The organism is Pseudomonas sp. FFPRI_1, from assembly GCF_055384485.1.
The window spans coordinates 6,963,175-6,989,028 of sequence record NZ_AP029168.1 but is presented as its reverse complement, the minus strand read 5'-3'; the positions used below and the strand labels follow the sequence as shown (position 1 = coordinate 6,989,028).

The 25,854-nt window shown below is 62.7% G+C and carries 20 protein-coding genes; 4 read left to right on the top strand and 16 right to left on the bottom strand.

The window, feature by feature from the left end; genetic code table 11:
- Positions 1-116 precede the first annotated feature (116 nt).
- Positions 117-2,951: an excinuclease ABC subunit UvrA gene (gene uvrA / locus ACZ5BO_RS31355; protein WP_025129395.1), complete on the bottom strand. Its 2,835-nt coding sequence runs from the start codon at positions 2,949-2,951 to the stop codon at positions 117-119.
- Between the two features lie 178 nt (positions 2,952-3,129).
- Here uvrA and ACZ5BO_RS31350 point away from each other — a divergent pair, with 178 nt between their 5' ends.
- Both ACZ5BO_RS31350 and ACZ5BO_RS31345 read left to right on the top strand, forming a co-directional pair.
- The gene (locus ACZ5BO_RS31350) at positions 3,130-4,524 is read left to right on the top strand and encodes an MFS transporter (protein ID WP_464697403.1); all 1,395 of its coding nucleotides are present in this window, start codon (positions 3,130-3,132) and stop codon (positions 4,522-4,524) included.
- 9 nt (positions 4,525-4,533) lie between these two features.
- Complete coding sequence (locus tag ACZ5BO_RS31345) at positions 4,534-5,043, top strand: single-stranded DNA-binding protein (protein ID WP_011063767.1); 510 nt, start codon at positions 4,534-4,536, stop codon at positions 5,041-5,043.
- Between the two features lie 71 nt (positions 5,044-5,114).
- On the opposite strand, the gene ACZ5BO_RS31340 is transcribed toward ACZ5BO_RS31345, so the two are convergent.
- The 13 genes from ACZ5BO_RS31340 to ACZ5BO_RS31280 all read right to left on the bottom strand — a co-directional run bounded on the left by ACZ5BO_RS31340 (position 5,115) and on the right by ACZ5BO_RS31280 (position 22,061).
- The gene (locus ACZ5BO_RS31340; protein ID WP_464697402.1) at positions 5,115-5,999 is read right to left on the bottom strand and encodes a hypothetical protein; all 885 of its coding nucleotides are present in this window, start codon (positions 5,997-5,999) and stop codon (positions 5,115-5,117) included.
- A 69-nt stretch (positions 6,000-6,068) separates the two neighbouring features.
- On the bottom strand, positions 6,069-7,121 hold the full coding sequence (locus ACZ5BO_RS31335) for a hypothetical protein (protein WP_464697401.1): 1,053 nt from the start codon (positions 7,119-7,121) through the stop codon (positions 6,069-6,071).
- A gap of 32 nt (positions 7,122-7,153) precedes the next feature.
- Positions 7,154-9,013 carry a hypothetical protein gene (locus ACZ5BO_RS31330; RefSeq protein WP_464697400.1) on the bottom strand — a complete coding sequence of 620 codons (1,860 nt, stop codon included), beginning with the start codon at positions 9,011-9,013 and terminating at the stop codon, positions 7,154-7,156.
- A 3-nt stretch (positions 9,014-9,016) separates the two neighbouring features.
- Positions 9,017-10,297 (bottom strand): hypothetical protein, encoded by a 1,281-nt coding sequence (locus ACZ5BO_RS31325; RefSeq protein WP_025129390.1) that lies wholly within the window; start codon positions 10,295-10,297, stop codon positions 9,017-9,019.
- 13 nt (positions 10,298-10,310) lie between these two features.
- Positions 10,311-11,252, bottom strand: a complete 942-nt coding sequence (locus ACZ5BO_RS31320; RefSeq protein WP_464697399.1) for a hypothetical protein — start codon at positions 11,250-11,252, stop codon at positions 10,311-10,313.
- 66 nt (positions 11,253-11,318) lie between these two features.
- Positions 11,319-13,748: a hypothetical protein gene (locus tag ACZ5BO_RS31315; protein WP_464697398.1), complete on the bottom strand. Its 2,430-nt coding sequence runs from the start codon at positions 13,746-13,748 to the stop codon at positions 11,319-11,321.
- Between the two features lie 12 nt (positions 13,749-13,760).
- Positions 13,761-14,948: a hypothetical protein gene (locus tag ACZ5BO_RS31310; RefSeq protein ID WP_025129387.1), complete on the bottom strand. Its 1,188-nt coding sequence runs from the start codon at positions 14,946-14,948 to the stop codon at positions 13,761-13,763.
- Positions 14,927-16,372, bottom strand: coding sequence for an alkaline phosphatase family protein (locus ACZ5BO_RS31305; RefSeq protein WP_464697397.1), 1,446 nt, complete (start codon positions 16,370-16,372; stop codon positions 14,927-14,929). The genes ACZ5BO_RS31310 and ACZ5BO_RS31305 overlap by 22 nt, the downstream gene beginning before the upstream one ends.
- Positions 16,362-17,600, bottom strand: coding sequence for a metabolite traffic protein EboE (gene eboE, locus ACZ5BO_RS31300; protein ID WP_464697396.1), 1,239 nt, complete (start codon positions 17,598-17,600; stop codon positions 16,362-16,364). The genes ACZ5BO_RS31305 and eboE overlap by 11 nt, the downstream gene beginning before the upstream one ends.
- Complete coding sequence (locus tag ACZ5BO_RS31295) at positions 17,597-18,481, bottom strand: TatD family hydrolase (RefSeq protein WP_025129384.1); 885 nt, start codon at positions 18,479-18,481, stop codon at positions 17,597-17,599. The genes eboE and ACZ5BO_RS31295 overlap by 4 nt, the downstream gene beginning before the upstream one ends.
- Positions 18,482-18,532: 51 nt before the next feature.
- A complete protein-coding gene (locus ACZ5BO_RS31290) occupies positions 18,533-19,300 on the bottom strand; it encodes an EboA domain-containing protein (RefSeq protein ID WP_464697395.1) in 768 nt (255 codons plus the stop codon).
- On the bottom strand, positions 19,297-20,181 hold the full coding sequence (locus ACZ5BO_RS31285; protein ID WP_029978464.1) for a UbiA family prenyltransferase: 885 nt from the start codon (positions 20,179-20,181) through the stop codon (positions 19,297-19,299). Before ACZ5BO_RS31285 ends, ACZ5BO_RS31290 begins: the two co-directional genes overlap by 4 nt.
- On the bottom strand, positions 20,178-22,061 hold the full coding sequence (locus ACZ5BO_RS31280) for a 3-dehydroquinate synthase (protein ID WP_464697394.1): 1,884 nt from the start codon (positions 22,059-22,061) through the stop codon (positions 20,178-20,180). Before ACZ5BO_RS31280 ends, ACZ5BO_RS31285 begins: the two co-directional genes overlap by 4 nt.
- 228 nt (positions 22,062-22,289) lie before the next feature.
- On the opposite strand from ACZ5BO_RS31280, the gene ACZ5BO_RS31275 reads away from it, so the two are divergent.
- Positions 22,290-22,463 carry a hypothetical protein gene (locus ACZ5BO_RS31275; RefSeq protein ID WP_157838097.1) on the top strand — a complete coding sequence of 58 codons (174 nt, stop codon included), beginning with the start codon at positions 22,290-22,292 and terminating at the stop codon, positions 22,461-22,463.
- 363 nt (positions 22,464-22,826) lie between these two features.
- On the opposite strand, the gene ACZ5BO_RS31270 is transcribed toward ACZ5BO_RS31275, so the two are convergent.
- The gene (locus ACZ5BO_RS31270) at positions 22,827-23,375 is read right to left on the bottom strand and encodes a cysteine hydrolase family protein (RefSeq protein ID WP_464697393.1); all 549 of its coding nucleotides are present in this window, start codon (positions 23,373-23,375) and stop codon (positions 22,827-22,829) included.
- Positions 23,376-23,534: 159 nt separating this feature from the next.
- On the opposite strand from ACZ5BO_RS31270, the gene ACZ5BO_RS31265 reads away from it, so the two are divergent.
- On the top strand, positions 23,535-24,485 hold the full coding sequence (locus ACZ5BO_RS31265; RefSeq protein WP_371261314.1) for a GlxA family transcriptional regulator: 951 nt from the start codon (positions 23,535-23,537) through the stop codon (positions 24,483-24,485).
- A gap of 86 nt (positions 24,486-24,571) precedes the next feature.
- On the opposite strand, the gene ACZ5BO_RS31260 is transcribed toward ACZ5BO_RS31265, so the two are convergent.
- Positions 24,572-25,783, bottom strand: coding sequence for an MFS transporter (locus tag ACZ5BO_RS31260; RefSeq protein WP_464697392.1), 1,212 nt, complete (start codon positions 25,781-25,783; stop codon positions 24,572-24,574).
- Positions 25,784-25,854: the final 71 nt, after the last annotated feature.

Sequence of the window (25,854 nt, the reverse complement as noted above, 5' to 3'; positions counted from 1 at the left end):
GCTGCCGGCGTTGCCGCCGGATCACGAGATGTCTCGTTGCGATAGATGGCGCGAATATTCGTAGATGTTAAAAAGCCCCTGTCACCGAAAGGTGACAGGGGCTTTTTTCATGGGCCTCAGGCGCGATCGCGGGTCAGCAGCGGCTTGAGGTAGTGCCCGGTGTGGGACTGGGGCATCTCTGCCACCTGCTCCGGAGTGCCGACAGCGATGATCTGCCCGCCTTTGGAGCCACCCTCTGGCCCCAGATCCACCATCCAGTCAGCCGTCTTGATCACGTCTAGGTTGTGCTCGATCACCACCACGGTGTTGCCGTGGTCGCGCAGGCGGTGCAGAACGTCCAGCAGCTGCTGGATATCCGCGAAATGCAGGCCTGTGGTTGGCTCATCGAGGATATACAGGGTCTTTCCGGTGTCACGCTTGGACAGCTCGCGGGACAGCTTGACCCGTTGGGCCTCGCCGCCAGACAGGGTGGTGGCCGATTGGCCGAGCTTGATGTAGGACAGGCCTACGTCCATCAGCGTCTGCAGTTTGCGCGCAAGTGCCGGTACCGGATCGAAGAACTCACGAGCTTCTTCGATGGTCATTTCCAGGACTTCGTGGATGTTCTTGCCCTTGTACTTGATCTCAAGGGTTTCGCGGTTGTAGCGCTTGCTCTTGCACACATCGCAGGGCACGTAGATGTCTGGCAGGAAGTGCATCTCTACCTTGATCAGGCCATCGCCCTGGCAGGCTTCGCAGCGCCCGCCCTTGACGTTGAAGGAGAAGCGCCCAGGTCCATAACCCCGTGAGCGGGACTCCGGAACACCGGAGAACAGTTCGCGGATTGGCGTGAACAGCCCGGTGTAGGTTGCCGGATTGGAGCGCGGCGTGCGACCGATTGGGCTCTGGTCGATGTCCACTACCTTGTCCAGGTGCTGCAGGCCATTGATGCTGTCGTGAGGCGCTGCTTCGAGGGTTGTTGCACCATTCAGAGCGGTAGCGCTGAGAGGAAACAGGGTGTTGTTGATCAAGGTCGATTTGCCTGAGCCGGAGACGCCGGTCACGCAGGTCAACAGGCCAATGGGGATCTCCAGGTCAACGTTGCGCAGGTTGTTGCCGCGAGCACCCTTGAGGGTCAGGGAAAGCTTTTTGTTGCGCGGGGTACGTTTGGCCGGCACCACAATTTTCACCCGGCCAGACAAATATTTGCCAGTCAGGGAGTCGGGGTGCGCCATGACTTCCGCCGCTGTGCCTTCGGCGACGATCCGCCCGCCGTGCACGCCGGCCCCCGGCCCGATATCCACTACATAGTCGGCTAGGCGGATGGCATCTTCATCGTGCTCGACCACGATCACCGTATTGCCGATATCCCGCAGGTGCTTCAAGGTCCCCAGCAGGCGATCGTTGTCTCGCTGGTGCAGGCCAATGGACGGCTCGTCGAGAATGTACATCACGCCGACCAAACCGGCGCCGATCTGGCTGGCCAGGCGAATACGCTGGGCTTCGCCACCGGACAAGGTATCGGCGCTGCGGTCCAGGGTCAGGTAGTCGAGCCCGACATTGACCAGAAACTGCAGGCGTTCACGGATTTCCTTGAGGATCTTGTCGGCGATCTCTCCACGGCGTCCGGTGAGGGTCAAGGTAGCGAAATAATCCGTGGCATCGCCGATGGGCAGGCTGGTGACCGCCGGCAGGGTTTTCTCGCCTACCCAGACGTGCCGTGCCTCGCGGCGCAGACGGGTGCCCCGGCAATCCGGGCAGGGCTGGGTGCTGAGGAACTTGGCCAGCTCCTCGCGCACGGTGGCCGATTCGGTTTCCCGGTAGCGACGCTCCAGATTTGGCACTATCCCTTCGAACGGGTGGGAGCGCTTGACGATGTCGCCCCGGTCGTTGAGGTACTTGAAGTCGACATTCTGGGTGCCGCTGCCGTGCAGGATGACCTTCTGCTGATCCGCCGGAAGTTGGTTGAACGGTACTTCGAGGCTGAAGCCGTAGTGGGCGGCCAGCGAACCGAGCATCTGGAAGTAATAGACGTTGCGCCGGTCCCAGCCGCGTATGGCACCTTCGGCCAGGGTCAGCTCGCCATTGACCAGGCGCTTGATGTCGAAGAATTGCTTGACCCCCAGGCCGTCGCAGGTCGGGCAAGCGCCGGCCGGGTTGTTGAAGGAGAACAGCTTGGGTTCCAGCTCGCTGATGGCGTGGCCGCAGATCGGGCAGGCAAAGCGCGCCGAGAAGATCATCTCTTCGCCCGGCTCGTCATCCATCGGGGCCACCAGGGCAATACCGTCCGCCAGCTTCAAGGCGGTCTCAAAGGATTCCGCGAGGCGCTGCTGCAGGTCGCTGCGGACTTTGAAGCGGTCGACCACTACATCGATCGAATGCTTTTTCTGTTTGTCCAGTTTCGGCAACTCGTCAAGCTCGAACAGCTTGCCGTTGACCCGCGCGCGAACAAAGCCCTGGGCCCGCAGTTCTTCGAAGACCGAGAGGTGCTCGCCCTTGCGCTCGCGAATCACCGGCGCCAGCAACATCAGCTTGCTACCTTCGGGCTGGGCCAGCACCAGGTCGACCATCTGGCTGACGGTCTGGGCTTCCAGCGGGATGTCGTGATCCGGGCAGCGTGGGGTGCCGACGCGAGCGTAGAGCAGGCGCAGGTAGTCGTAGATCTCGGTGATGGTGCCGACGGTGGAACGCGGGTTGTGCGAAGTGGATTTCTGCTCGATGGAAATTGCCGGCGACAGCCCTTCGATGGTGTCGACATCGGGCTTTTCCATCATCGACAGAAATTGTCGGGCATAGGCCGACAGCGACTCGACATAACGACGCTGGCCTTCGGCATAAAGCGTGTCGAACGCCAGGGACGACTTGCCGGACCCAGACAGCCCGGTGATGACGATCAACTTGTCCCGTGGCAGGGTCAGGTCGATGTTCTTCAGGTTGTGGGTACGGGCCCCACGAATCAGAATCTTGTCCAAAAGTGGCCTCGATCGGCGGGCGTAAAGGCAGGAGTATAAAACTAAACACTGGATGGATGCACACTATCCAGCGGTGCTTTTTCGAACGCTGGCGAGGGCTGCGCGGCAAAGCGTCGCCATATACCCCCTCAATCGATCGGACTGGTAGAATCGCCGCCGGTTCACATGAGGTTTATCCATGCACGATCCCCACAGCGAACGCATGAGTGGCAGCGAGACCCGCGCGGCAAGCGGTCTGGCCCTGGTGTTCGCCTTCCGTATGCTTGGCATGTTTATGGTACTGCCGGTCCTGGCGACCTATGGAATGGATCTGGCGGGGGCGACCCCGGCCCTGATCGGGTTGGCGATTGGTGCCTATGGCCTGACCCAGGCGGTTTTTCAGATTCCCTTCGGCATCATTTCCGACCGCATCGGTCGCCGTCCAGTGATTTATCTGGGGCTGATCGTATTTGCTCTGGGCAGCGTGCTGGCCGCCAATGCCGACTCGATCTGGGGCGTGATCGCCGGGCGTATCCTGCAGGGCGCCGGGGCGATTTCCGCCGCAGTGATGGCGCTCTTGTCGGACCTGACCCGCGAGCAGCACCGGACCAAGGCCATGGCCATGATCGGCATGACCATCGGCCTGTCGTTCGCAGTGGCCATGGTGGTGGGGCCGCTGCTGACTCGTGGCTTCGGGCTCTCCGGGTTGTTCCTGGCAACCGGGGCGATGGCCCTGGTAGGCATTCTTATCGTCGCCTTCATGGTGCCGCGCTCCACCGGACCGCTGCAGCACCGTGAGTCCGGGGTGGCGCGCCAGGCATTGCTCCCGACCCTCAAGCATCCCGATCTGCTGCGCCTGGATCTGGGCATCTTCGTGTTGCATGCGATGCTGATGTCGAGCTTCGTCGCCTTGCCCCTGGCTCTGGTGGAAAAAGCCGGCCTGCCCAAGGAGCAGCATTGGTGGGTGTACCTCACCGCGCTGCTGATTTCCTTCTTCGCCATGATCCCGTTCATCATCTATGGCGAGAAAAAACGCAAGATGAAACGAGTTCTGCTCGGCGCGGTCAGTACGCTGCTGCTCACCGAGCTATTCTTCTGGGAGTTCGGCGACAGCTTGCGTGCGCTGGTGATCGGCACCGTGGTGTTCTTCACCGCCTTCAACCTGCTGGAGGCGTCCTTGCCGTCGCTGATCAGCAAGGTTTCACCGGCAGGAGGCAAGGGCACGGCGATGGGGGTGTATTCCACCAGCCAGTTCCTTGGTTCGGCACTGGGTGGCATTCTCGGCGGCTGGTTGTTCCAGCATGGCGGTTTGTCGGTTGTGTTCCTGGGATGCGCAGGTCTGGCTGCACTCTGGCTGGCCTTTGCTGTTACCATGCGCGAGCCTCCATATGTGACGAGCCTGCGCTTGCCGTTATCGCCCGAAGCGATCCGCGAAGCCGGTCTGGTCGAGCGCCTGAAAGCCGTCGCTGGAGTAACAGATGCCGTGGTGGTGGCCGAAGAGGCTGCCATTTACATCAAATTGGACACCGAATTATTGGATCGCGCGACGCTCGAGCAGTTGGTCAACTCAGCGCCGTCGCCGCGCGAAGCCTAGGAGAACGTTATGGCCCGTGGGGTTAACAAAGTCATATTGGTCGGTACTTGCGGCCAGGATCCCGAAGTTCGCTACCTGCCTAACGGTAACGCCGTGACCAACCTGAGTCTGGCCACCAGTGAGCAGTGGACCGACAAGCAGACCGGTCAGAAGGTCGAGCGCACCGAGTGGCACCGTGTGTCGATGTTCGGCAAGGTCGCGGAGATTGCTGGCGAGTACCTGCGCAAGGGTTCGCAGGTCTACATCGAGGGCAAACTGCAGACCCGCGAGTGGGAAAAAGACGGTATCAAGCGTTACACCACCGAAATCATCGTCGACATGCAGGGCACCATGCAGCTGCTGGGTGGCCGTCCACAGGGCGACCAGCAAGGCCAGGGCGGCATGTCCAACTCGGCACCACGCCCTCAGCAGTCCCGTCCTGCTCCGCAGCCACAGCGTGAGTCGCGTCCAGCGCCACAACAGGCCGCTCCGCAGCCGGCTCCGGACTTCGACAGCTTTGATGACGATATTCCGTTCTGATCGCATACCTTCGCGTTCAGCATCGATAAAAACGGGGCCATGCCAATGGCCCCGTTTTTTTATGCCGCTTTTTACTGGCCGCTGCCAAAGCCTTCGCCGTCCAGGCTGGGCCAACCCTGGGGCGGACTGTGGCGTGTCGGGGTCTGTTGCTGGTGGTAGTGGGGACCATGGGCCTCGGAGCTCATGGTGGGGCGATCGGCGAGGATGGTTTCGGTCTGCAGGCTGTGTTCGCCGTCGGTGAACCAGCAGGCCAGTGCCGAATTGCGGTTGCCGTGCAAGTCCACGACCCTGGGAGGGCCTGCGCTTTGCGAGGCGCTTTTCTCGGGCATGCGCTGCGGTGGCAGCACCAGGGCATCTCCCGGCTTCAGCCACAAGTCTGCCATGTGGATCTGGCCCCTATCAGGCAGCCAGCGGGCAACGCTGATGACCAGCGGCAAGCGCCCATGGCGAGCCAGGAACACGTGGGCGAAATCGTGGAATTCCAAGTCCGTGGGATTGTAGGTCAGCAGTTCGCGCTGGCGTGCCGGGCCAAGGTAGGGGGACTGGTGACCCGCCCACTTGCCATAGGTGAACTGGCCCAGGACCAGGTTGTGATATTCAAAGCCAATGCTCTCGCCACTTTGCAGCAGGGTCATGCCAAAGGCCCGCGCCGTTTCGGCCGTGGCCCAGAGGGGCTGGTACACAACTTCTTCGGGTTGGCTGCCAAACACCAACTCGGTGATGGCATAGGACCCGGTGTGGGTCGCAATCTTTTTGGCATGGCTGCTGACGTTGTCGTATCGGGTGCCCAGTAGCTGGTGCGGGTCTTTTTCCACCAGGCTGATGCAACGTCCTCGTGGATTTGAGTAAAAGCGCGCCAGCCCGTGGTCGTTGTAGAGAAAAGGTGTTGAGCCTGGATCCAGGGGGCGCTCCTGGCCCTCTTCGATAAAGGCAACAGCATCGAACGATTGCATCATGTGATTGCGTCTCCAGAAGGGCTTGGCTCGTCGTCATGCCGGGGCAGCAGGTTGACCGGACCTGATGTTTCAAAGGGTTACCCGGCGCAGACGTCCGCTCAACGCAACCACTTGATGATCCGCTGCAGGAATCAGTCGTCCACTCAGCCCCATCCCTTCACTCACCAACACCGCCCCTTCGATGCAACACAGGTTGGAGGGCGTATCCAGGCCTGTGGCAAGCACCTGCACATTGCGCTGCTGCAGGTCGCAGCGCAGCAGCCGTCCGCTGAAACGGGCGAATCCGCCGTGCAGGGGCTCGCCTGCCCACTCGGGAGGCAAAGGCTGCAGCAGCCGGTCGCACAGCTCCAGCACCAGGGTCTGGCCCTGCGCAGTAAGTGCCAGCCCGGTGGGCAGTTGCAGGCCGCGAATCAACACCTCGATCCTGCCGCTGGCAGGCCACACCCGGATCACCTGGCCGGCCTTGTCAGCGAAATCGATACCCAGGCGCGCCGGGTCGCGGCGCAGCTCGCCAGAGAACAGGCTGATCAGCACTGCATCGGTCTGCGGCTCGTGTACCAGGGTCACCGGGACCGCTTCCTGGCCCTGGTCCAGGTCGGGCAACTGGGCCAGGACCTGCTCGCCGTCCTGGGTGAACTCCACCAGCTGGTTGCTATCGGGCTTGACCGCCATCCAGCTTCGGCGTGAGGGGTGATAGCACAGCGAGTTGAGGTTGCCGCGGCTGTGGAACAGTGGCTCGGGCGGGCTGTATTGCAGGTCCAGAAGCTTCGAGCCGGCCACGTAGTCGGTCTGGCTGGCCAGGTAGCGCCCGGCACCGAAGGCGATGTCCGACAGTCCCATGATCTCGTCGCGCAGCATGCGCGCCTGCATGTTCATCGAACGAAAGCCCTGGGCCAGGATCTGCGGCGGCAGATAGGCACCCGGCTGCTCAGGGTCCGGGCACAGGCGACTGATGCGCCCGCTGAACGGCTGGTCTGCAAGGCCCGAGCCGGCTTCCGCCAGCAGCAGGCTGCCATCGGCTTGCAGGCAGAGGCCACGGGGATTCAACAGCCCCTCGGCGATGAGCTTGCTGGGACGCAGGTCTTCCTGCGGTTGGCCGGGGATAAAGAATGCAATTGGCATAGGGGTTTTTCCTCGCAATTGGAACGGTCCCGTCACTGCAGTGGCTGCCAGGGTTCACTGGTGAGCCAGCACTTGAGCAGAGCTCGCTGGCTGGCGGACATCGAGCGCACCACCGGCATGTACAAGGTCGTGCCGAGGTACTGCGGTGAGGTGCGTGCGAGGATCATCTGGCCTGCTCCCCAGACGGCATCCTGCTGATTGAGCGCGATGTAGCGGGACATGGCGGGGAAGGCCAGGTAGTGAAAACGCAGCACGTGCTTGTACACCTGGTCCCAGGTGACGGCGCTGCCCGGTGCAATGCCGAAATCGGTGATGGCGGATTTGCGCAGGTTGATGAAAAAACCGTTGTCCTTACTGTTTTCGACCGCGCAGGTCAGGGTGACAAACCCGGCCTGAGCTGCGGAGCCGGGCTTGAGGCTGACCTTGAAACTCACGCTGGACTGGCCAGCCTTGACCGTTTGCTTGGGTTCGAACAGCAGAAAGTCCCAGAACTCAGGGGCTATGTAGGGGGCATCCGAACCGCTGTTTGAGGGGCCGGGGCTGATTGTGATCACGGTGTCCTTGGTCACGGGTTGGCCCCGTTGGCTCAGGTTCAAGGTGATCTCGAGGCCCTGGGGGTAATCCTCAAGATACAGATTGCGTTGGTTGGAACTCAGGCGATAGGTCTGCTCAAGGGCGTTGACACGGATCTCCCGCGGCTTGGGTTGGGAGGGAAAGTTGTGCGTCAGTGGTGCCTTGATGGCAATCGCCTCTTGGCTGGCCAGTTGGCGTTGTTCAGGCGTCAGCGGCAAGTCAACAATGCCGCCATACAGGTAGTAGTCAGACAGCGGAGTTTGCAACGGGTCCAGGGTCGTGAGCGTTTTGGTACCGAGGTTGATTGAGACAATACCGAAGTTCGCATTGGGTCCAATGGGCGAGGTGTTATCGGTTCGAACACTGCGAAATGCCTGCTTGGGGATGATGTTGAGCATGTCGATGCTCAACAGGTTGTTTTCGAGCACGCTCGCGTAGCCTGCACTACCTGTGGTTGGATTGATCAACTGGCGCCCGGCAGTGACGATCAGGGGTTCGTTGGCAAAGGCGGGAGCCAGGGTGCCGACCACGCGGCCAATGCTCGGGTTGGAGGTGTACTGGTGAGCGGCGTAGTCGGCGTCCAGTTGCGCCGTGGTCATTCGCGGGCACATCTCGAACATGACGAAGCGCACGACGATACCGGTGGCGCCGGGGGCCTCGATGATGGCGCGCAAGAGCGGGTTGTCCTGGTTGTAACTGACGATCTGCTCGCGAGAGAAAGTGACCTGGAAGCTGCCGCTGATACGGTTGGAGCCTGGTGCATCCGGTTCCGGGTCGAGAATCCGGATTGCCACGTCGTAGCTGCTGCACACCGTATTGCCCTTGATCAGCAATTGCGGGGGCGTGCTGTTGCCGATCTGCAGGCCGCCGAGGAAAATCTGCGAACTGATGGTGCCGGTCGGGTCCAGGTCGACCATCATCGGGCCGGTTACCGGTGCCGCGCCGGTGACTGGGTCCACCGACCCCAGCAGGTAGAACGGTTCGCCGACAAGATCCCCCTGGGTGCTGATGTTGCCCGGCGTTCCCTGGGAGCTGATGGCAACCTTGTCCAGGGTGACGACATGCTGGCCATAGTGGTTCCATCCCCCTGCGGTGTAGTAAACGCCGGTCGGCGCATTGATCATCTGGGTCAACTCGTCATCGCTGTACACCTCTGCCTGGGGGTACAGGGTCGAGGTGGTCAGGTCGAAGAGTGAAAGTGTCTCCTCGCTGTCGGGATTGCTGGGGTCGCTGGGAATGGTGGGCGAGTTGTTGGGCAGGCTGACGTTGGCCTCGATCCCGCCCCAGAAATTCAGCCGTGGGCCGTTGAGAATACTCATGATTCACTCCTTGCTCTGGGTGCTGGGGCTATTGGGCGACTTGGCGAACTTGAACAGGTAGGAAAAGTCGGCCTTTTGCAGGCTGTCGACCGGTGTCGCCATGGAGTGGCAGTTGGTGCAGCTGCTGTTGGGCTGGATGTAGCTTTCCATGGTCACGTTGGCCGAGAGTTCAGGTGTCGTCTGGCCTGTGGGCGCGCCTGGATTGGGCGTGGTACTCCACTGGGTGGTGATCAACTGGTAGTACTTGAAGACCGACGCCTGGACCTGTGGCTGCGACTGGTACTGGCTGTTGAGCCTGGTCGTGGCCTCGGTCAAGGGGGTGAAGCGGTCCAGGGGATTGGGGGTGGTGAAGCTCATTCCCGGCTTCGGCGTGCAGGTCATGTGGCCATTTTGCAGGGTCCAGTTGCAGGGCGTCTGGTTGAGCTGGTCGGCGGGCGCCTTGGCATCGAAATAGGAGTATGCAATCCCTTGCTGTGGCTGATTGACCCACTGGTTCCCCTGCTTGACCTTGGGCGGCACATTGTCGACCTGCTCGAAGGTCGACCAGATCCACTGTGGAAAACCCTCGACCTTGTTGATGATATGCAACCCCACCAGGCCCAGCGTCGCTGAAGCCGTACCGTTGGCCACGCCTTGCGCGTCGAACGTGGTGATCTGGGCCTGCATGTGCAGGTAGCGGTTGAGGTCATCCTTTGAGGTGAGTATTCGCCAGCTGGACTTGACCTCGTTGGTCGCATTGGGGAACTGAATGTTGCGGGCCTTGGCCACGACATCGGCGTTGTAGAACTGGTGGTTGACGATGTAGTCGTAGGACACCTGGTTGGCGGCAATCTGGTAGTAGGTGGGATTGCCGCTCTGGTCGATCAGCCAACCGCCAACGGCCTGGTTGTCGTTGGCCGTTGCGGTGTTCTTGCGCCCGGCGATATTGATCAGCTTGAGGACCTTGGCCATCGGTGCCGAATTCCAGGGGCCGGGGTCCTGCCCTTGTGGCAGGAAGATCTCATTCACGCCCTTGTAGCTCTGCCACACGGTATCGCCCGGGCTGCCCAGGGGTTTGCTGCAATCGGCGACCCCGCGTTCCCCGACCTTGGCCGGCCAGTTCAGGTTGATGAACACCTGCCAGCTGTACTGATCGAAAGCCTGCTGCGATGCATCGGCAGCAGGCACCACGGCATTGGGCGGACAAGTGGTCTGCGGCCCCGGCGCGCTGGGCTGCAAGGCGCTGGCCTGCTGGCAGCCCAGGCCAAGTAACAGCAGGGCGGTGAAACGGCTCCAAGAATTCATGAGGCGGCTCCTGTCACTGTGCGGGGGGCGAGAGTTGGTTCCACTGCGGCCGCGCACCGTTCTTCAACGACGGCGGTGGAGTGAAGAGCTGGCAGTCCGGCGGGTTGGTCGGGCACATTTTTGCCACCTGGTCCCAGGTCTTTGCCGGGTCCGGCTTGGCGTTGCTCCAGTTGCGATAGTTCTGGCTGACGATGGGCGCGTCAGCGACGCTGGCATCGCCGGAGAAGTAGAACGACTGCGGATGCTGATAGGCCGGCTGGCCCGGGCCGTCGCTGCTGGCTTTCTTGTAGAAGGCATAGCCAAACAGGATCGGGCTCGGCTTGACCGGGATCTCCAGCGCATAGGCTTGCACACTGCCGTCCAGGTGCTGGCTGCGGGCGGCGCTATAGGGCAGGTGCTTGATGAAGTCCTGGCGGGGTGGGTGGTTCATCGGCGAGAACAGGCAGCAGGCCGGCATGTCCTTGGGCCGGTCCTCGGGGTAGGTGAGGAAGTAGGCCTTGTTGCCCAGGGAGACGAAGGAGCAGGTGTAGTTGTTGTCCTTGATCGGGAAGATCGGCAGGCAGTACTTCTCGTAGTGCTCCATCATCGCCCCGGTGCCGTCCTTGTCGGCGGGTACATAGTCGTTGTCGTAGTAGCTGGTGCCTTGGGACACGGTGTAGTCGGAAGGCTTCAGGGTGCTGGGCGGGCTGCTGTAGGGCGGTGGGTTCTTCGCGTAGTTGGCAGTGACCCGATACATGGTCCAGTCACTGACCCAGGTTGCAGGAAACTGAGGATCGGCCGGCTCGCCGGGCTGGCGCTTGATGACGCAGTTGTTGTTCTTGGCGTCGCAGCCCTTGGTGTTGTGCACGCCCATGTTGAAGTAGACGTTGTCGGGATAGTCCTGGGCCCACAGCACCTGGCTGCTGCACAGCAGGAAGGCGGCCAGCAGCAGGCGCCTGAAGGTATGGATATTCATCTGACTCTCCTTTGCAAAGCCGGGCGCCACGGGGCGCCCGGGGTTCCATTGCCTGGCGGTTGCGGCTCAGCCGTTCTGGTAGTTGCCCAGGTTCAGCGGACGCGGTGGATAACCCGTGCTCACCAGGTCCTTGGCCCAGATCTCCAGCACCTGCCGACGGCTCTGGGGCAGGTCCCGGGTGATGGGCATGGCCAGGGTGCTGGCCTCCTGATACTCCTTGCTGATCAGTCTGATGAACTGCTCGATCGCGCCCTCGATGCGTTGCAGGGAGTTGAGGGGCATGAACTTGTTCATGATCGGGTAGAGGTAATAGAAGGGCTGGAGGATTCGCGGGTAGATGAACTCGTTCCAGATCCGCACGTTGGCGTTGTCGGCCGTGCACATCCGGTTCCAGCTGTCGATGAAGTCCTTGAGCATCTGCGGCTCTTGCGGCAGCACCCGCAGCGGCGACAGGAAGTCGGTGAAGGCGTCGGTGTAGGAGAAGCTGAACGGAATACCCGTCGGATCGTCCTGGATGAAAAAGCGCAGGGTGGGGAACCCCGGCGCCTTGGCATGCACCGTCACCTGGGCAATGCCGTCGGCATTGGTCTGGATGCGGGCCAGGCTGTAGTCCACGGTGGCGCCCAGGCCGACGGTGCCATCCAGTTTCCCGCTCATTGATTGTGGTTGGTCGAATTTCAGGCACGGTCCCAGATCGACAGCGGCCGGGGTCTTCAGATAGTCCTGATAGTTGATGGGGGTGCTTGGCGGGTCTTCGTCCTTGGCTGTCCTGATGAGCATGGCGCTCAGGCGCCTGCCGCTGCCCTCCCTGGGCAGGCTGGGATGCTGCGAGGCATCGGCGAACTGGGGCATTCCCGGCTTATTGTTTTTTCGATCTTCCGGAAAGTCGTTGATCAGCACGAAATCCGCCGGGTTGCTGAACGCCAGGTAGTAGTTGCTGGTGGTCAGCATGAAGGCGTTGTTGTATTCGGCGACCCACAAGGTGGTTCCGGGCGGTGCGGGCTTGCCGTTGTACTGCACCATGATGTTCAGCGTGCGGCAGTCACCGACGTCGATGAAGCTGCCGCTCTCGATGACTTCCGCGGTCCACATCTGCTGTTGGGCGGCGATGGTGTCGGTGCCCTTGAGCCGCAACGCCAGGTTGCCGTTTTTCAGCAGGGCCTGGGCACTGGCGTCGAGGGGCAGGTCCAACAGGCCGGAGCGCTTGTCAAAGGCCGATTGCTGGTACTGGTCGAAGCCGATGCTGGTCAGGGGTTCGAAGTTGTTGCCCTGCTGGACCCCCAGCTCATAGTCGCCGACGTGGAACTTGGCGGCGACCGGAATCCCGTTGTTGCGGCCATCGAGATTGGGGGCGGCCGGGCCGGTATGGACGGCTGGGTAGAGTGGGAAGGTATTGCCCAGATCCAGCGACAGCGTGGAGTCGTGGAGCTCGGCGCTGAGCACGCCGAGGTTGACCACTTGTTTCTTGGCATGGATCTGCGCATCTCCCGGCACCGTCTTGTAGAAAGGCACCGGGTCCTTGGGCGCCAGGCGCTGGCCGGCGGGGGCGGTGGGGAACTCATTGTTAAGCCACAGGCCCAGGGTGCCGGCGGTGCGGCTGTAGGCCGGGTTGAAGAAGAGTTCGGTCGGGTTGTCCAGGCCTATCTGATAGAGCATCTGCACCCTGGACATGTCCCAGGGGGCCTGGGAGTGGGTGTTGACGATCTTGAAGTCGTTGAACAGGCCGTTCTTGTCATAGACGGTCAGGTAGGTGGTGAACCTGAGCATCAGGCCCTGGGCGTCACTGTTGCGCTCCATTTCGTCCTTCAGGTTCTGCAGCAGTTGCGAACCGCCGATGACCCAGTCCACCTGATCCTTGGTAAAGCAGGTCTGCCAGGTGCAGGTCACGTAGACCAGGCCGCCGAACGCCCCCCAGTTGAAATCGAGGAAGCGGTTGAGCATGCGGCAGCCCTTGTTCAGGGTCACCCCGCAGGTGGTGTCGCCCAGCATTATCTTTTCGAAGTACAGCGCGGTGAAGGTGTTCTGCCAGGGGCTGACGTCGACAAAGCGTGCCGCGGTGGGGGTCGGGTTGCCGAACGAGTTGCCCAGCAGTTGGTACGACTTGTTGATCAGCGGGTCGTTGTCGATGTAGCTGTCGACCTTGGATTCCCCACCGATGATCACCGAGCGCAATTGCTGGTAGTCCACGGTGCCGCAGGCGTTGTCACCGAACAGGTCCCACTCGGCGGGAATCATCGGGTAGTTGTCGGCATCGCCATTGGTGGGCACCTGCAACACGTAGTCCGGTACGTTGTTGTAGGGCAGCGGGGCGATGGCCCAGGGCATCAGCGTTTGTGGCGCATTCTTGTCGTTGATCTCGTACTTGTTCAGGAAGCGCCAGTTCATCTGCATCTTCACCGCGTCGTACAGCGGTAGCACATCGTTGTTGTTGAAGGTCGGCGGGTTCCAGAACATGAAACCGTTGAGGTAGATCCGGGGAAAATTCAAGACGCTCATGAGCTGCTCTCCTTAGCGTTTCCACTGGGCGCGTTTGAGCGACCAGACATAGTCCAGTTTTTGATAACCGATGAAGTCTTTGTCCGGCAGCACGCTGGTGGGGTAGAGGATTCCGCCGCTGTTATCGAGGTTGAACGAGAAGAAGTTGTTCTTCTGCGTCGAATAGGCCGCGGTGCTGTGGCAGGCCAGGCACGAAGAGGTGCCCTGGAAGGCCGATTCCAGCTGGGAGTTGGCCAGCAGTTTGGGATCGGGCAGGGTGTGGTCGTACTGCACGCCGATCAATTCGTACTGGGCCAGTTCCGGGTACTGCTGCTGGTAACTGCTGTTCACCGGCTTGGCCGCCTCGGTGGGGCCGGTGGTGTTGGTCATGGCCTTGGGTGGCGAGTCGTTGGTGACGGTGTACTTGGGGTTGTTGCGGTTTTCGAAGGTGGTCCAGACCCAGTCCGGGGTCAGCTTGTTGATCACGTGCATGCCGCTCAGGGCGGCATAGCCCACCTGATACTGGCCGGTGCTGTTCACGTAATAGGCTTGGGAGATGTAATACCCGTCCTTGGCCAGTTGGGACTTGAAGCCCTGATTGGTGCCGATCCAGAACCAGGAGGTCTTCAGTTCCCAGGCGGTGGCCGGAAAGTCCAGGTTGCTGGTCAGTTTGGCCAGGCCATCGCGGTTGTAGATCTTGTTTGTGACGATGTAGTTGAAGGTGTCCTCGCCCATCATCAGGTGAAAGCGCACCAGCTGTTCCTTGTCCGAGGGCGGAACCGGCGGGTTGGGGTTCATCTTCAAGGCCAGGCCATCGACCTGCTGGATACCGTTCTGTGGGCTGCCGGGGGTGTCATTGCCCAGAAACTGGAACAGCCCCTGGGGATCCATGCCCTGCTGTTGCGCCAGTTGTGTCACCTGGCTCGGCAAGTTCTCCCGAGAGCTGTAGGGCAGTGGTTCGGCGCCTTTCAACAGGTAGACCTGATCGTCTGGCTTGAAGGTCTCCCAGACCCGATAGCTGCCTTGCCTGGCATCCTGCCGGTTGAGGCAGACGAACCAGTTCCAGGCCATGGCCTCCGGGTTCTGCTTGAAGGTGGCCAGGGTGCCGCTGGGGTCGTTCGCGAAGCTGAGGAAATTGTTGCACTCAACGTTGTTCGAGCCCTGTGCCTGAGCAAGTCCGCTCAACACACTCAGCACGACTATAGGGATGGTTCGCCGCATGGAATCTCCTTGGCCTGAGCCGTATCGTCATAGGGGCGCCCTAGGAAATGCTCTAGGAGCAGGTGCTTTACCGCCGTGACCGGCAGGGTGGCCGGCAGTGGTAAATCGCAATCGGTGATCAGCAGGGGGCCGACCTGCTCGTTGCTCGGCAAGCGTCCATGGCTGCCGCGAATCAGTCGGGTGTCCAGGGGGATCAGGTCCATGTAGTAGCGAAAGCCGAGCTTCTTCTGCAGCAGGCGGCGGGCGACCCGCAGCTTGGGAAAACGGATCGCCGGGTCGATGAACAACTCCAGCGGGTCGTAGCCTGGCTTGCGATGGATATCCACGGTACGGGCGAAGTCCGGGGCCAGTCGGTCGTCGAACCAGTAGTAGTAATCGAACCAGAAGCCCGCGGCCGCCACGGCCACCAGCTCGCCGCTGCGCGGGTGATCGAGCTGCCAGGCGCGCTGTTCGCTCTTGTCCAGTACCTGCTCGATGCCGGGCTGGCGCTGCAACAGCGCCTTGACCTGGGCAATGTCCTCGGGGCGGCGCACGTAGATGTGAGCGATCTGGTGGTCGGCCACGGCAAAGGCCGCGCTGGCGCCGGGGTCGAGCAATTCCCAGCTCAGGGAGCGGCGTACCTGCAGCAGGCCTTGCTCGCGCAGCAAGCGGTTGATGGAGATCGATTGCTGCACGGCTTCGATGCCGTATTCGGAGACCAGCATCACCGCCGCGCCTTGCTGTTGGGCAAAGTCCAGCAGGCGCCCGACCTGGTGATCGATGGCCCGCACTTCGTCGCTGATGGACGGGTGCTCCGGTCCCAGGCGCTGCAGGCTGTAGTCCAGGTGCGGGAGGTAGATCAATTGCAGGTCGGGCCGGTTGATCTGGAACTCGGCGATGGCGCAGTCGACGATCCAGCGGCTGGAGGCAATACCTGCCGCCGGTCCCCAGAAACTCGGAAAGGGGAATTCGCCGATCTGTTGCTCGATGCGCTGGTGCAGGTCCATCGGGGACGAGTACAGGCCGAACATCTTGCGCCCATCGGCCGGGTAGTGAGGCCGGGGGGTAATGGCCGCCTGCACCTCGGCGTACATGTTGAACCACCAGAACAGCTGGCTGCAGCGCAGGCCGGGGATTTCCCGCTGCAAGGTCTGCCAGACCTTTTCCCCCTGGATCAGGGCATTGGGCTGCAGCCAGAAGCGCACTTCGGCCTGATCGCGAAAATACCAACCGTTGCCGACGACGCCGTGCCCCGAAGGCGGCAGGCCGGTGAGGATCGAGGCCTGCACCGTCGAGGTCACGGCGGGAAATACCGGGCGCAGACTGGCCATGCGGGCGCGCTGCAGCAGGGCGTTGATCCGTGGCGTGGCCGGCCCCAGCAGGCTTGGGGTCAGCCCGACCACATTGATCAGCAGCAAGGGTTGGCGCAGGGGCTCAGAGGGCATGGGCGGACGCCTCCAGGGAGGAGTGCAGGGTGCGCAGCAGATGCCGCTGGTGCAGTTGCGCCTCGACCCATTGCAACTCGGCCGCGATGCCGTGCAGCAGCGCCTGTTCGGTGTCCGGGCGCAGGGCGCCGGGCAGTACGTTCCAGCTGTAGGTCTCCACCTCCAGCACCGGTTGGAAGTGCGGGTGTCGGGCCAGAAAGTCGAAGGTGCGCATCAGGGCCTGCTGGCTGCCACTGAGCTCGGCCAGCAGGAACTGCTCACTGAACAACGGCACATGGAAGTGAATCCGCAGTTCGGGGCATTGTCCCTGTGCCGGCTCGATCGCCTGCAGCGCGGCGGGCAGGTCGGCCCAGGCCAGCAGTTGTCCGCGGGTATCCCGGGCTTTCACCTGATGCAGGTAGGTGGCCTCGGCAAACTTGCCCAGGGCCTGCAGCACCTGTTCGCGGCGCTGGCGGTCGGCAAGGGGCAACTGGCAGATCAGGGCGTTGGACAGCTGGATCTTGCCCACCGGCACCCGCGCTTCCAGCAGCCGTTGCAGGGACTGATAGCAGTCCTCGAAAACCACCGCCTGGTGGCAGACATCGAAACACAGCGCCAGGTAGGCGTGATGGGGATCACTGGCCTGCCAGCGCTTGAAAAAGGCGAGGGCCTGGTCGGTGTTTTCCAGTACGCAGTCAGGCTCCATTTCCAGGCACAGGAGGATCTTCTTGCCGCTGTGCCGGTGCAGGCTGGCAAGCTCGGCGGTCAGTTGCCGCAACTGCTCTTCGGCTCTTTGCTGCTGGGCCTCGTCCCAGGTCGCGGCATAGCCCAAAGGCACGCTGGAGATCACCCCTTGCTGGCAGTCCAAGGGCAGCGCGAGGGCCAGAAAGTGCGCCAGCTGCAAGCTGTACTCCAGGCGCTGCGGCTCGGCCCAGGTCGGCTGGTAGACCTCGGCCTTCACCGCGCCCTGGTGGAACTGGCCATAGGGAAAACCGTTGAGGGAGGTCAGGCGCACTCCGCAGTCGTGCAGCGTCCCGAGGAGGGCTTCGCGCACTTGCGGTTGCTGCAGTTCGGCAGCCGCCTGGGCGCTGATCCACAACCCACTGTCCTGGACCGCCAGCCCACGCTGGCGCCGCACGCCCTGGAAGTGTTCCTGGATCGATGCCTGCAGGCCGGCCACGTCACGGGCCGGGTGCACGTTGCTGCAATAGCCGATCTGCGCGGCGCTCCAACCGCCCCGGGCACTCATTTGATCACCGGTTCCTGGCCCCGCAGGGCAGAGTTGTCCTGCCACTGGCGGCGCTGGTCGATGGGCAGCGGGGAGCTTACCAACTGCTTGTCCAACTGCCCGCTCTGGGCGAAGAAGTCCACCGGATTGTGGAACAGCACCTGTTCCACCTGGGCCTCGCTGAAGCCGGCGGCGAGCATCGCCTGGCCGGTCTTGGGCACCTTCAATGGATCGCTGATGCCCCAGTCGGCGGCGCTGTTGACCACCATCTTCTCGGTGCCGTACTCCTGGAGCAGGGCCACCATGCGTTGCTCGGACATCTTGGTGTTGGGATAGATGGAGTGGCCGCGCCAGCAGTCGCTGTCGAGTACCAGCGGCAAGGTCAGTTCGTTGAGGTGGTCGATGATCACCAGGTGCTCGGCGATGCCCACCTCGCGAATCACTGCCAGGGTGCGTTTGGTACCGCCGATCTTGTCCCGGTGCGGGGTGTGCACCAGCACCGGCAGGTTGAACTGCCTGGCCAGCTCCAGTTGCGCGGCGAGAAAGCGATCTTCCTCCGGGGTGATGTCGTCGTAGCCGATCTCGCCCACGGCGACGACACCGTCCTTGATCAGGTAGCGCGGCAGGATCTCCAGCACCTCGTTGGCCACCGACAGGTCGTTGGCTTCCTTGGGGTTCAGGCCGATGGTGCAGAAATGGTGGATGCCGAACATGCTGGCGCGAAAGCGTTCCCAGCCCAGCAGGGTATCGAAGTAGTCGATGAAGCTGCCGACGCTGGTACGCGCCTGGCCTTGCCAGAATGCCGGCTCGATCACCCCGGTGATGCCGGCGGCGGCCATGTTCTGATAGTCGTCGGTGGTACGGCTGACCATATGAATGTGCGGGTCGAAGTACTTCAGCATGATGAGTTCCTGATGGGGTAGTGGATACGACTGGGCCCGGCCCGGGGTTTTTCAGGCCTCGGGCGGGAAGTGTTGGAGCCAGTGCGACGCCAGGCGCTGCTGCTGGCACAGGCCGCGCAGGCGCTGGCGCTGGGCCTGGCTCAGTAGCTCGAAGGCAATGACCCGGGGCAGGCTGTCGCTGACGCTGCGGTCCGCCGCCAATTGCTCCTCCATGTGTTCCAGGGCCAGTTGGTTGAGGTCGACGCTCTGGCGCTGGGCCAGACCGCTGATGCGCCTGCTGTCCAGGCCCATGCCCAGGGTCTTGAGCACCAGTTGGTGGAAGGCCCGGTCCTGGTAGTGGCGAGCGGGGAAGGGGTTGTCCAGGGCGATGGCGGCGAACACCTCGCGGTTGTTGGTGCGCCCAGCCTGGAGTGCCAGGTCGAGGCTGGCCCCTTGTGTGTCCAGGTCGTCCAGGACCTTGAGCAGGACGCTTTTTTCCTGGTCGTCGCCCCAGAGAAACAACTGCCGCAGCAGCGGCAGTTGTTCGGCGCCGGCCTGTTGTTCGAGCAGCCCTGCCAGCAACAGCGCCCGCGCCAGCTGGGTGCGGTTCCACCCCTGGGCCTCGGCCAGCGGCGTGTCACCGAGGCGGCGCTTGCACTGGCTGCTGAGCAGCATCAGGGTGTTGGCGCTAGGCTGCTGGGCCAGTTGTTCGAGGCGCTCTTGCCACCAGCGGCGAGTGTCGTCGTCCAACTGCCGGTCGAGCAGGCGCTGGCGCTCGACAAAGGCCTGGTGGCGCAGGGTCAGTGAAGGCGCGGCGGTAGAGGCGAGGTCCATGCTCATGTCGGCTTGATCCAGCGTTGAAGGTGGGGAAGCAGGAAGAACACCAGCACGCACAGCAGGCTGCCCAGGGGCTGGTGGGCCAGGGCCAGCACCAGGGCGTCGAACAGTGGCAGGGCGGCCAGTCCGGCGCCGATGAAGGCGCGGATCTGTCGCTGCTGCGGGTTGGCCAGGTGGCGCCAGTAATGCCAGCCGAGCCAGCCCAGCCACAGCAGAAGTACCAGCCAGAACACGCTGTTGTCGGCATAGGCGGCCAGGAGCAGGGGGCTGAGCATCAGCAGCAGCGGCAGGCGGCTGAGCAACTGGTTGCGGTGTTCCAGGCGGGCCAGATAGGTCAGGCCGGCGATGTACACGCCCAGCAGTGCGGCGCACAGCCACAAGGGCTGTGGCGGCATGGCCAGGCTGGCGGCGGCGGTCAGGTACAGGGCCGAGCGACAGCCGCCCATGAGCCAGACGCTGTGGGGATATTTCTTGTGCAGCAGGTTGTAGGCCAGGATGAACAGCAGCAGTAACCCGGCACTGGCCAGCAGCCAGTGGGGCTGGGCGATCAGGTGGCTGAGGCCCAGCACCGAGAGCGTCGCCAACAGCAGCAGAGCGGCGGTGGCCAGGCTCACCTGAGTGCGGCTGACCAGCCCCAGGACAATGGGCCGCGGGTTGTGATGTTGCTGGTCCCAGTCGGCATCCAGCAGGTCGTTGAGCAGCATGCCTGCCAGGTACAACGCCGAGAGCGCCAGCAGCAGCAAGGTCCAGACCAGCGGCGAGGGCGGAGCCAGGGTGGTGGCGCTGCTGGCCAGCAGGGCGGCCGCCAGGGCGTTGGTCCAGACCGTCGGCAGGTTGGAGACCCGACCCAGGGTCAGCCAGGTGTTCAGGGCAGAGGGGCTCATTGTGTGCAGCCCTCGCCCCAGACGAAGTCCGGTCCGCCAAAGCTGGCCAGTCGCAGCAATGCCTGCTCCATCATCGGCGTGTCGATGTGGTGCACATCGATGGACTGGCCCAGGCGATTGAGCATCGGGATCGACAGCTGGCCTCCCAGGTGCTGGCGAAACTCTTCCAGCCCGAGCAGAAGCAGGGAGCGGCCCTGGCTGTCCTTGAGCGCCAGTTCCGGCGGGCACAGGTTGAAGCCGAGCTTGTCCAGCAGTTGCAGCAGGCGCTGGGTCTGTGCGTTGCACAGCAAGCCGGTGGCGTTGGCGTAGAGCGCATCCAGGGCCATGCCCACCGCCACGGCCTCGCCATGGCGCAAGCGGTGCTGGCTGAGGTTTTCCAGTTTGTGCGCGGCCCAGTGGCCGTAGTCCAGGGGCCGGCCATTGCCGCGCTCGAAGGGGTCGCCGGCGCCGGTGATATGGCCCAGGTGCAGCTCGGCGCAACGGCGGATGGCGTAGCGGCTGGCGTTGTGTTCGAACGACGCCAGGGCCTCGGCCTGCTGTTCCATCCACTGGAAGAACGCACCGTCCTTGATCACGGCGACCTTCACCGCCTCGGCCAGGCCGGCGATCTGGTCCCGGGGGGACAGGCTGAGCAGCAACTGGAAGTCATTGATCACTGCCGTGGCCGGATAGAAGGCCCCCAGCAGGTTTTTCTGGGCGAAGGCGTTGATGCCGTTCTTCACGCCGATGCCGGCATCGTTCTGGGCCAGCACTGTGGTCGGGATGCGGACCAGGCGCATCCCCCGGTGGAAGGTCGCGCAGGCGTAGCCCACGGCGTCCAGCACCGCGCCGCCGCCCAGGGCCAGGACGTAGCAGTGTCGATCCAGGCCGTGTTCCAGCATGTGGGCGTACAGCTGCTGGAGCACATCCGGAGTCTTGCTCAGCTCCCCCGCCGGTACCGGGATCGGTGCGGCTTGCAGGTGCAGGTCGCTGGCATGGGCGCTGAAGTAGGCGTTTATCTGGTGCGGCAAACCTGGGGAGCACAGCAGCAGTTGTTCATCGGCAAACACCAGCACGGTGGTGCGCCCCGGGTGCTGCTGGGTAAGTTGCTGGTGCAGGCAAGGGTTGGCCACCTGGAACAGGTGATCGGTGAACAGCACCGGGTAGTGGTAGCTCACCTCGAAGCGGCCCTCCAGAGGGCGGGCTTGATCAAGCTCGGGTTGCACGATGCGAGGTTTGAACAGGCTCCGGGCCCCCAGCAGCAGGCCCGGCAGGACCATGCTGGCGAGCAGGGTCGCCAGCAGGGCGTTCTGTTCCACCAGGAGGCTGCCGATGGCGGCGTAGGCCAGGGCCAGCCCGGCGTTGGCCAGGGTGGTGACCAGCAGGAACTGGCGCAGTGGATAGCGTTGCATGCCGGCCGCCAGCACCGAGGTCTCCGCCAGTACCGGAACGCCGCGCAGGCAGATCAGCGACAAGGTACTGAGGCGGTAGGCCAGTTGCCCGGGTTGCCAGGTCCTGAGCCCCAGCCAGCTGGAGAGCAGGCGGAAGTAGCCGGCCCCGAGCCAGTAGCCCAGGCAGGCGCCGAGGCACAGGCCGATAAAGATCACCAGGTAGCCGCCCAGGGCTCCGAGGGCCGCGACGGCCAGCAGTGCCACCAGGCTGGAGGGCACTGGCAGCAGTACGTCCAGCGCCAGCAAGGCCACCAGCAGCAGGGCCAGGCTCAGGCGCTGCACGGGGTCGGTCGGGAGGAAGCTGCCCAGTTGATTCAGCAGTGCCTGGATCTGCTGTTCAAACAGCAGGAAACTGGCGACCACCAGGACCGAGAACAGCAATAACGAAAGCCAGTAGTTTTCGGCTGTACCCTTTAGCGAGAAGGCACGAGGCAACAAGCTGCGCTTCATCAAGCGTCCCTCTTGATTGATATGACTCATTCCATGTCTGTGTCAGCTGGGTGGGGCTGGGAGGGCGTTCGGTTATTGAGTTCCTCGACGATATTATTGGTTTTCTGGCAGCTGAAGAGCACTTCAGTGGCGAGTAGCTATCAACTTAGTCAAGGCCGGAGCTTTTGCAAGTAAGCCTTGTAGAAGTGGCTTGCAAGGCGGTTTTGTGGCGCGTTGGGAAAGTATGGCTTGACGGTGTTGCTGCGCTTGGGAGGACCGGGGGAAGTTGCCGGGCTGGCTTTGCCGTGTGGCTTTTCCGCCAATGAATACGGGGTGGTTGTCGATGAGTCAGGGAGCTTTTTAAATTTTGCTATAAATAATATTAGCTTTGGCTATATGGTTTTTTTGAATATTAAGAACTAATGGGCGGGGTTTATAAGAGGCGATGTTATGAGGCCTGGTCCGGGACCTTGTAAACGTCAAAGTAGAAATTGAAATAATAAGGTGGTCGACAATATCTATTAGTCAGCTATTGAATAGCTGGCTTGCCAGTAGTGCTATTTATGGGGCGTGATTATTTGTCGGCTCGTTGGGTTTGTGTTGGTTTTATTTTGTTTAAATAATAAGAATCATTCGTGTTTTATTCAGGGTAAAAGTTGCTCCGCTAATACTGGATGAAGTTGCACCTCATGCGTGCCTGGATATTCATCCGCCGCGAACGATGCCAGCTGATGCCAAGGCTGCGGTGGGCCGCTCCCACCGCAGTGTTCAGGTTTCTGCGACTCTTCAGGCAGCCAGGAACGCCTCGGTGGAGAGGACGCTGGCGTAGGCGAAGGCCAGGGCTGACATCACCGCGCCTTGAACCTGTGCAGCCGCTACCTGTTGGCCGTTGAACTCCAGGTCGAGGGTGGCGCAGGCGTCGTGGATCACCGTCACCGGGTAGCCGAGATCGGCGGCGGCCCGGGCGGTGCCTTCCACGCACATGTGACTCATGTTGCCAATGATGACCAGTGCGTCGATGCCCTGTTCCTGAAGGATCGATTGCAAGGAGGTTTCGCGGAACGAATTGACGAAATGCTTGAGCACCACCGGCTCGTCCGGACGGTTCAGTACCTTGGCGTGCAGGCGTGCCCCTTCGGAGCCCGGGGTGAAGAACGGCGCGCTGTCGGAGGTGAATTCGTGGCGGATGTGCACCACCGCTTGCCCCTGCTGACGAAAGGCCTGGATCAGCCTTGCGGCGTTGTCTGCGGCGGCGTCGACGTCGACCAGCGGCCACTTGCCGCCGGCGAAGTAGTCGTTCTGGATATCGATTACGATGAGCGCCTGTTTGGCCATGGGTGGTGCCTCCAAGTGAGTGGGTAACGTGGGGGCCAGTATCGATGCCAGCCACTCCCGGGAGGATTGGCTGCACCGACATTAACGAGGGGAAAACTGACAGTGGGCATTCAAGGCACGGTCGCTGAACTGGGCGTACTGCTTTATCCAGGGGTGCAGATGGCCGCGGTGCACGGTCTGACCGATCTGTTCGAGGTGGCCAATCGGATGGCCAGCGAGCAGCCCCAGGCGCAACTGCCGCAGTTGCGGGTCAGCCATTGGCAGGCGGCTGGCGAACAGGCTCCGAGGCGAATCTACGACAGCCGGGCGGGAGTGCCCGGGAGCCTGCTGGCGGTGGTGATTCCACCGTCACTGGAAGGTTTTTCCGCCAGCCAGTCATCTGCCGCCGTGGTGACCTGGCTGCGTCAGCAGCATGCGGCTGGCGCCACCTTGGGCGGGGTCTGTGTCGGCTCGATCCTGCTGGCCGAAAGCGGCCTGCTCGATGGGCGCGGCGCCACCACTCACTGGACTTCGGCGCAGGCCTTTGCCGCCCGTTATCCACAGGTGCGGCTCGAGGCCGACAAACCCATAGTCGATGACGGCGACCTGATCACCACGGCCGGCCTGATGGCCTGGGCCGAGTTGGGGCTGCGCCTGGTGGACCGCTTGCTGGGCCCGGGCATTGCCAGTGCCACTGCGCGCTTTCTGGTGATGGAGCACAGTGACAGCGCCAGCCAATGCGGCAGCAACTTCGCCCCCATCCTCAATCACGGCGACGCGGCAATCCTCAAGTTGCAGCACTGGCTGCAAGCCAATGGCGCGGTGGACGTATCGCTACCGGTGATGGCGCAACAGGCGGGGCTTGAAGAGCGCACCCTGTTGCGCCGGTTCCGCGCCGCCACCGGCCTCAAGCCGACGCAGTACTGCCAGCACCTGCGAGTGGGCAAGGCCCGGGAACTGCTCGAGTTCACCAACGGCACCATCGACCACATCGCCTGGACCGTGGGTTACCAGGACCCGGCAACCTTTCGCAGCCTGTTCCGGAAAATCACCGGCCTGGCCCCCAGTGAATACCGCAACCGCTTTGGTGTCGCCCCTGCTGCGCCAAGCCGAGGGGCAATAAGCCCCTAGGCCCGCTTCTGCAGTCTGGCCGGTGCCGGCCTTTGGGGCCGGTCACGCGGTGCAGTGCCGGTAGCTGCAGATAAGAAAGGCTGTAATCAGTGCCCGGGCACTACACGGGGGTTGCCGGCGGCAGGCTCGGCGAACACCGGGCCGAGGCGATCCAGGCGCCCACTCCAGGCGGTCAGTGCCAGGGCCACCAGCACCACCAGGGCACCAATCCAGGCGGTGTGGATCAGCCCCAGGTGAGTGACGATCAATCCCCCCAGCCAGGCGCCCCCCGCGATCCCCAGGTTGAAGGCCGCGATGTTCAGTCCCGAGGCCACGTCCACCGCCTGGGGCGTGTAGTGCTCGGCCTGGCGCACCACATAGACCTGCAGGCCCGGCACGTTGCCGAAGGCCACGGCGCCCCACAGCAGCACGGTGAGCAGCGCCAGCCAAGGATTGCTGGCGGTGAAGCTGAGCATCAGCAGCACGGCGGCCAGCAGGGCGAAGATCAGCTTCAGCGCGCCGATCGGACCGCGGCGGTCCGCCAGCTTGCCGCCCCAGATATTGCCCAGCGCCACCGAGACGCCGTACACCAGCAACACCAGGCTGACAGTGCTGGCGCCAAAGCCGGAGATGTCCTGGAGAATCGGCGCGAGGAAGGTGAAGGCGATGAACGAGCCGCCATAGCCGACGGCGGTCATGGCGTACACCAGCAGCAGGCGTGGCTGCTTGAGCACCTGCAGTTGCTCAAGCAGCGAGGCCGGCGGGCTATGGGCGATGGTCTTCGACACATAGAGCAGGCTGCCCATGAAGGCGATCACCCCCAGGGCGGACACGGCGAGGAAGGTCTCCCGCCAGCCGAAATGCTGGCCGATCAAGGTCCCCAGGGGCACTCCGGTGACCAGGGCCACGGTCAGCCCGGTGAACATGATGGCAATCGCACTGGCGGCCTTGTCCTTGGGCACCAGGCTGGTGGCGATGGTCGAGCCGATGGAGAAGAACACCCCGTGGGCGAGGCCGGTGACAATCCGCGCCAGTACCAGGGATTCGTAGCCCGGCGCCTTCCAGGCCAGCAGGTTGCCGAGGGTGAACAGGACCATCAGCGACAGCAGCAACAGCTTGCGTGGAACCTTGCCGGTGAGGGCAGTAAGCAGCGGTGCACCGATGGCGACTCCCAGGGCGTAGAGGCTGACCAGCAGGCCGGCGGACGGCAGGCTGACCCCAAGGTCGCTGCCGATGGTGGGTAACAGGCCGACGATGACGAACTCGGTCGTCCCGATGGCAAAAGCGCTGAGGGTCAGCGCGAGCAAGGCAATGGGCATCACTGCGACTCCGGTGAGGGGAAGGTTGGCGCGCAGTGTCGGCTGTCGGCTTTTGCGGAAAAATAGGCCTG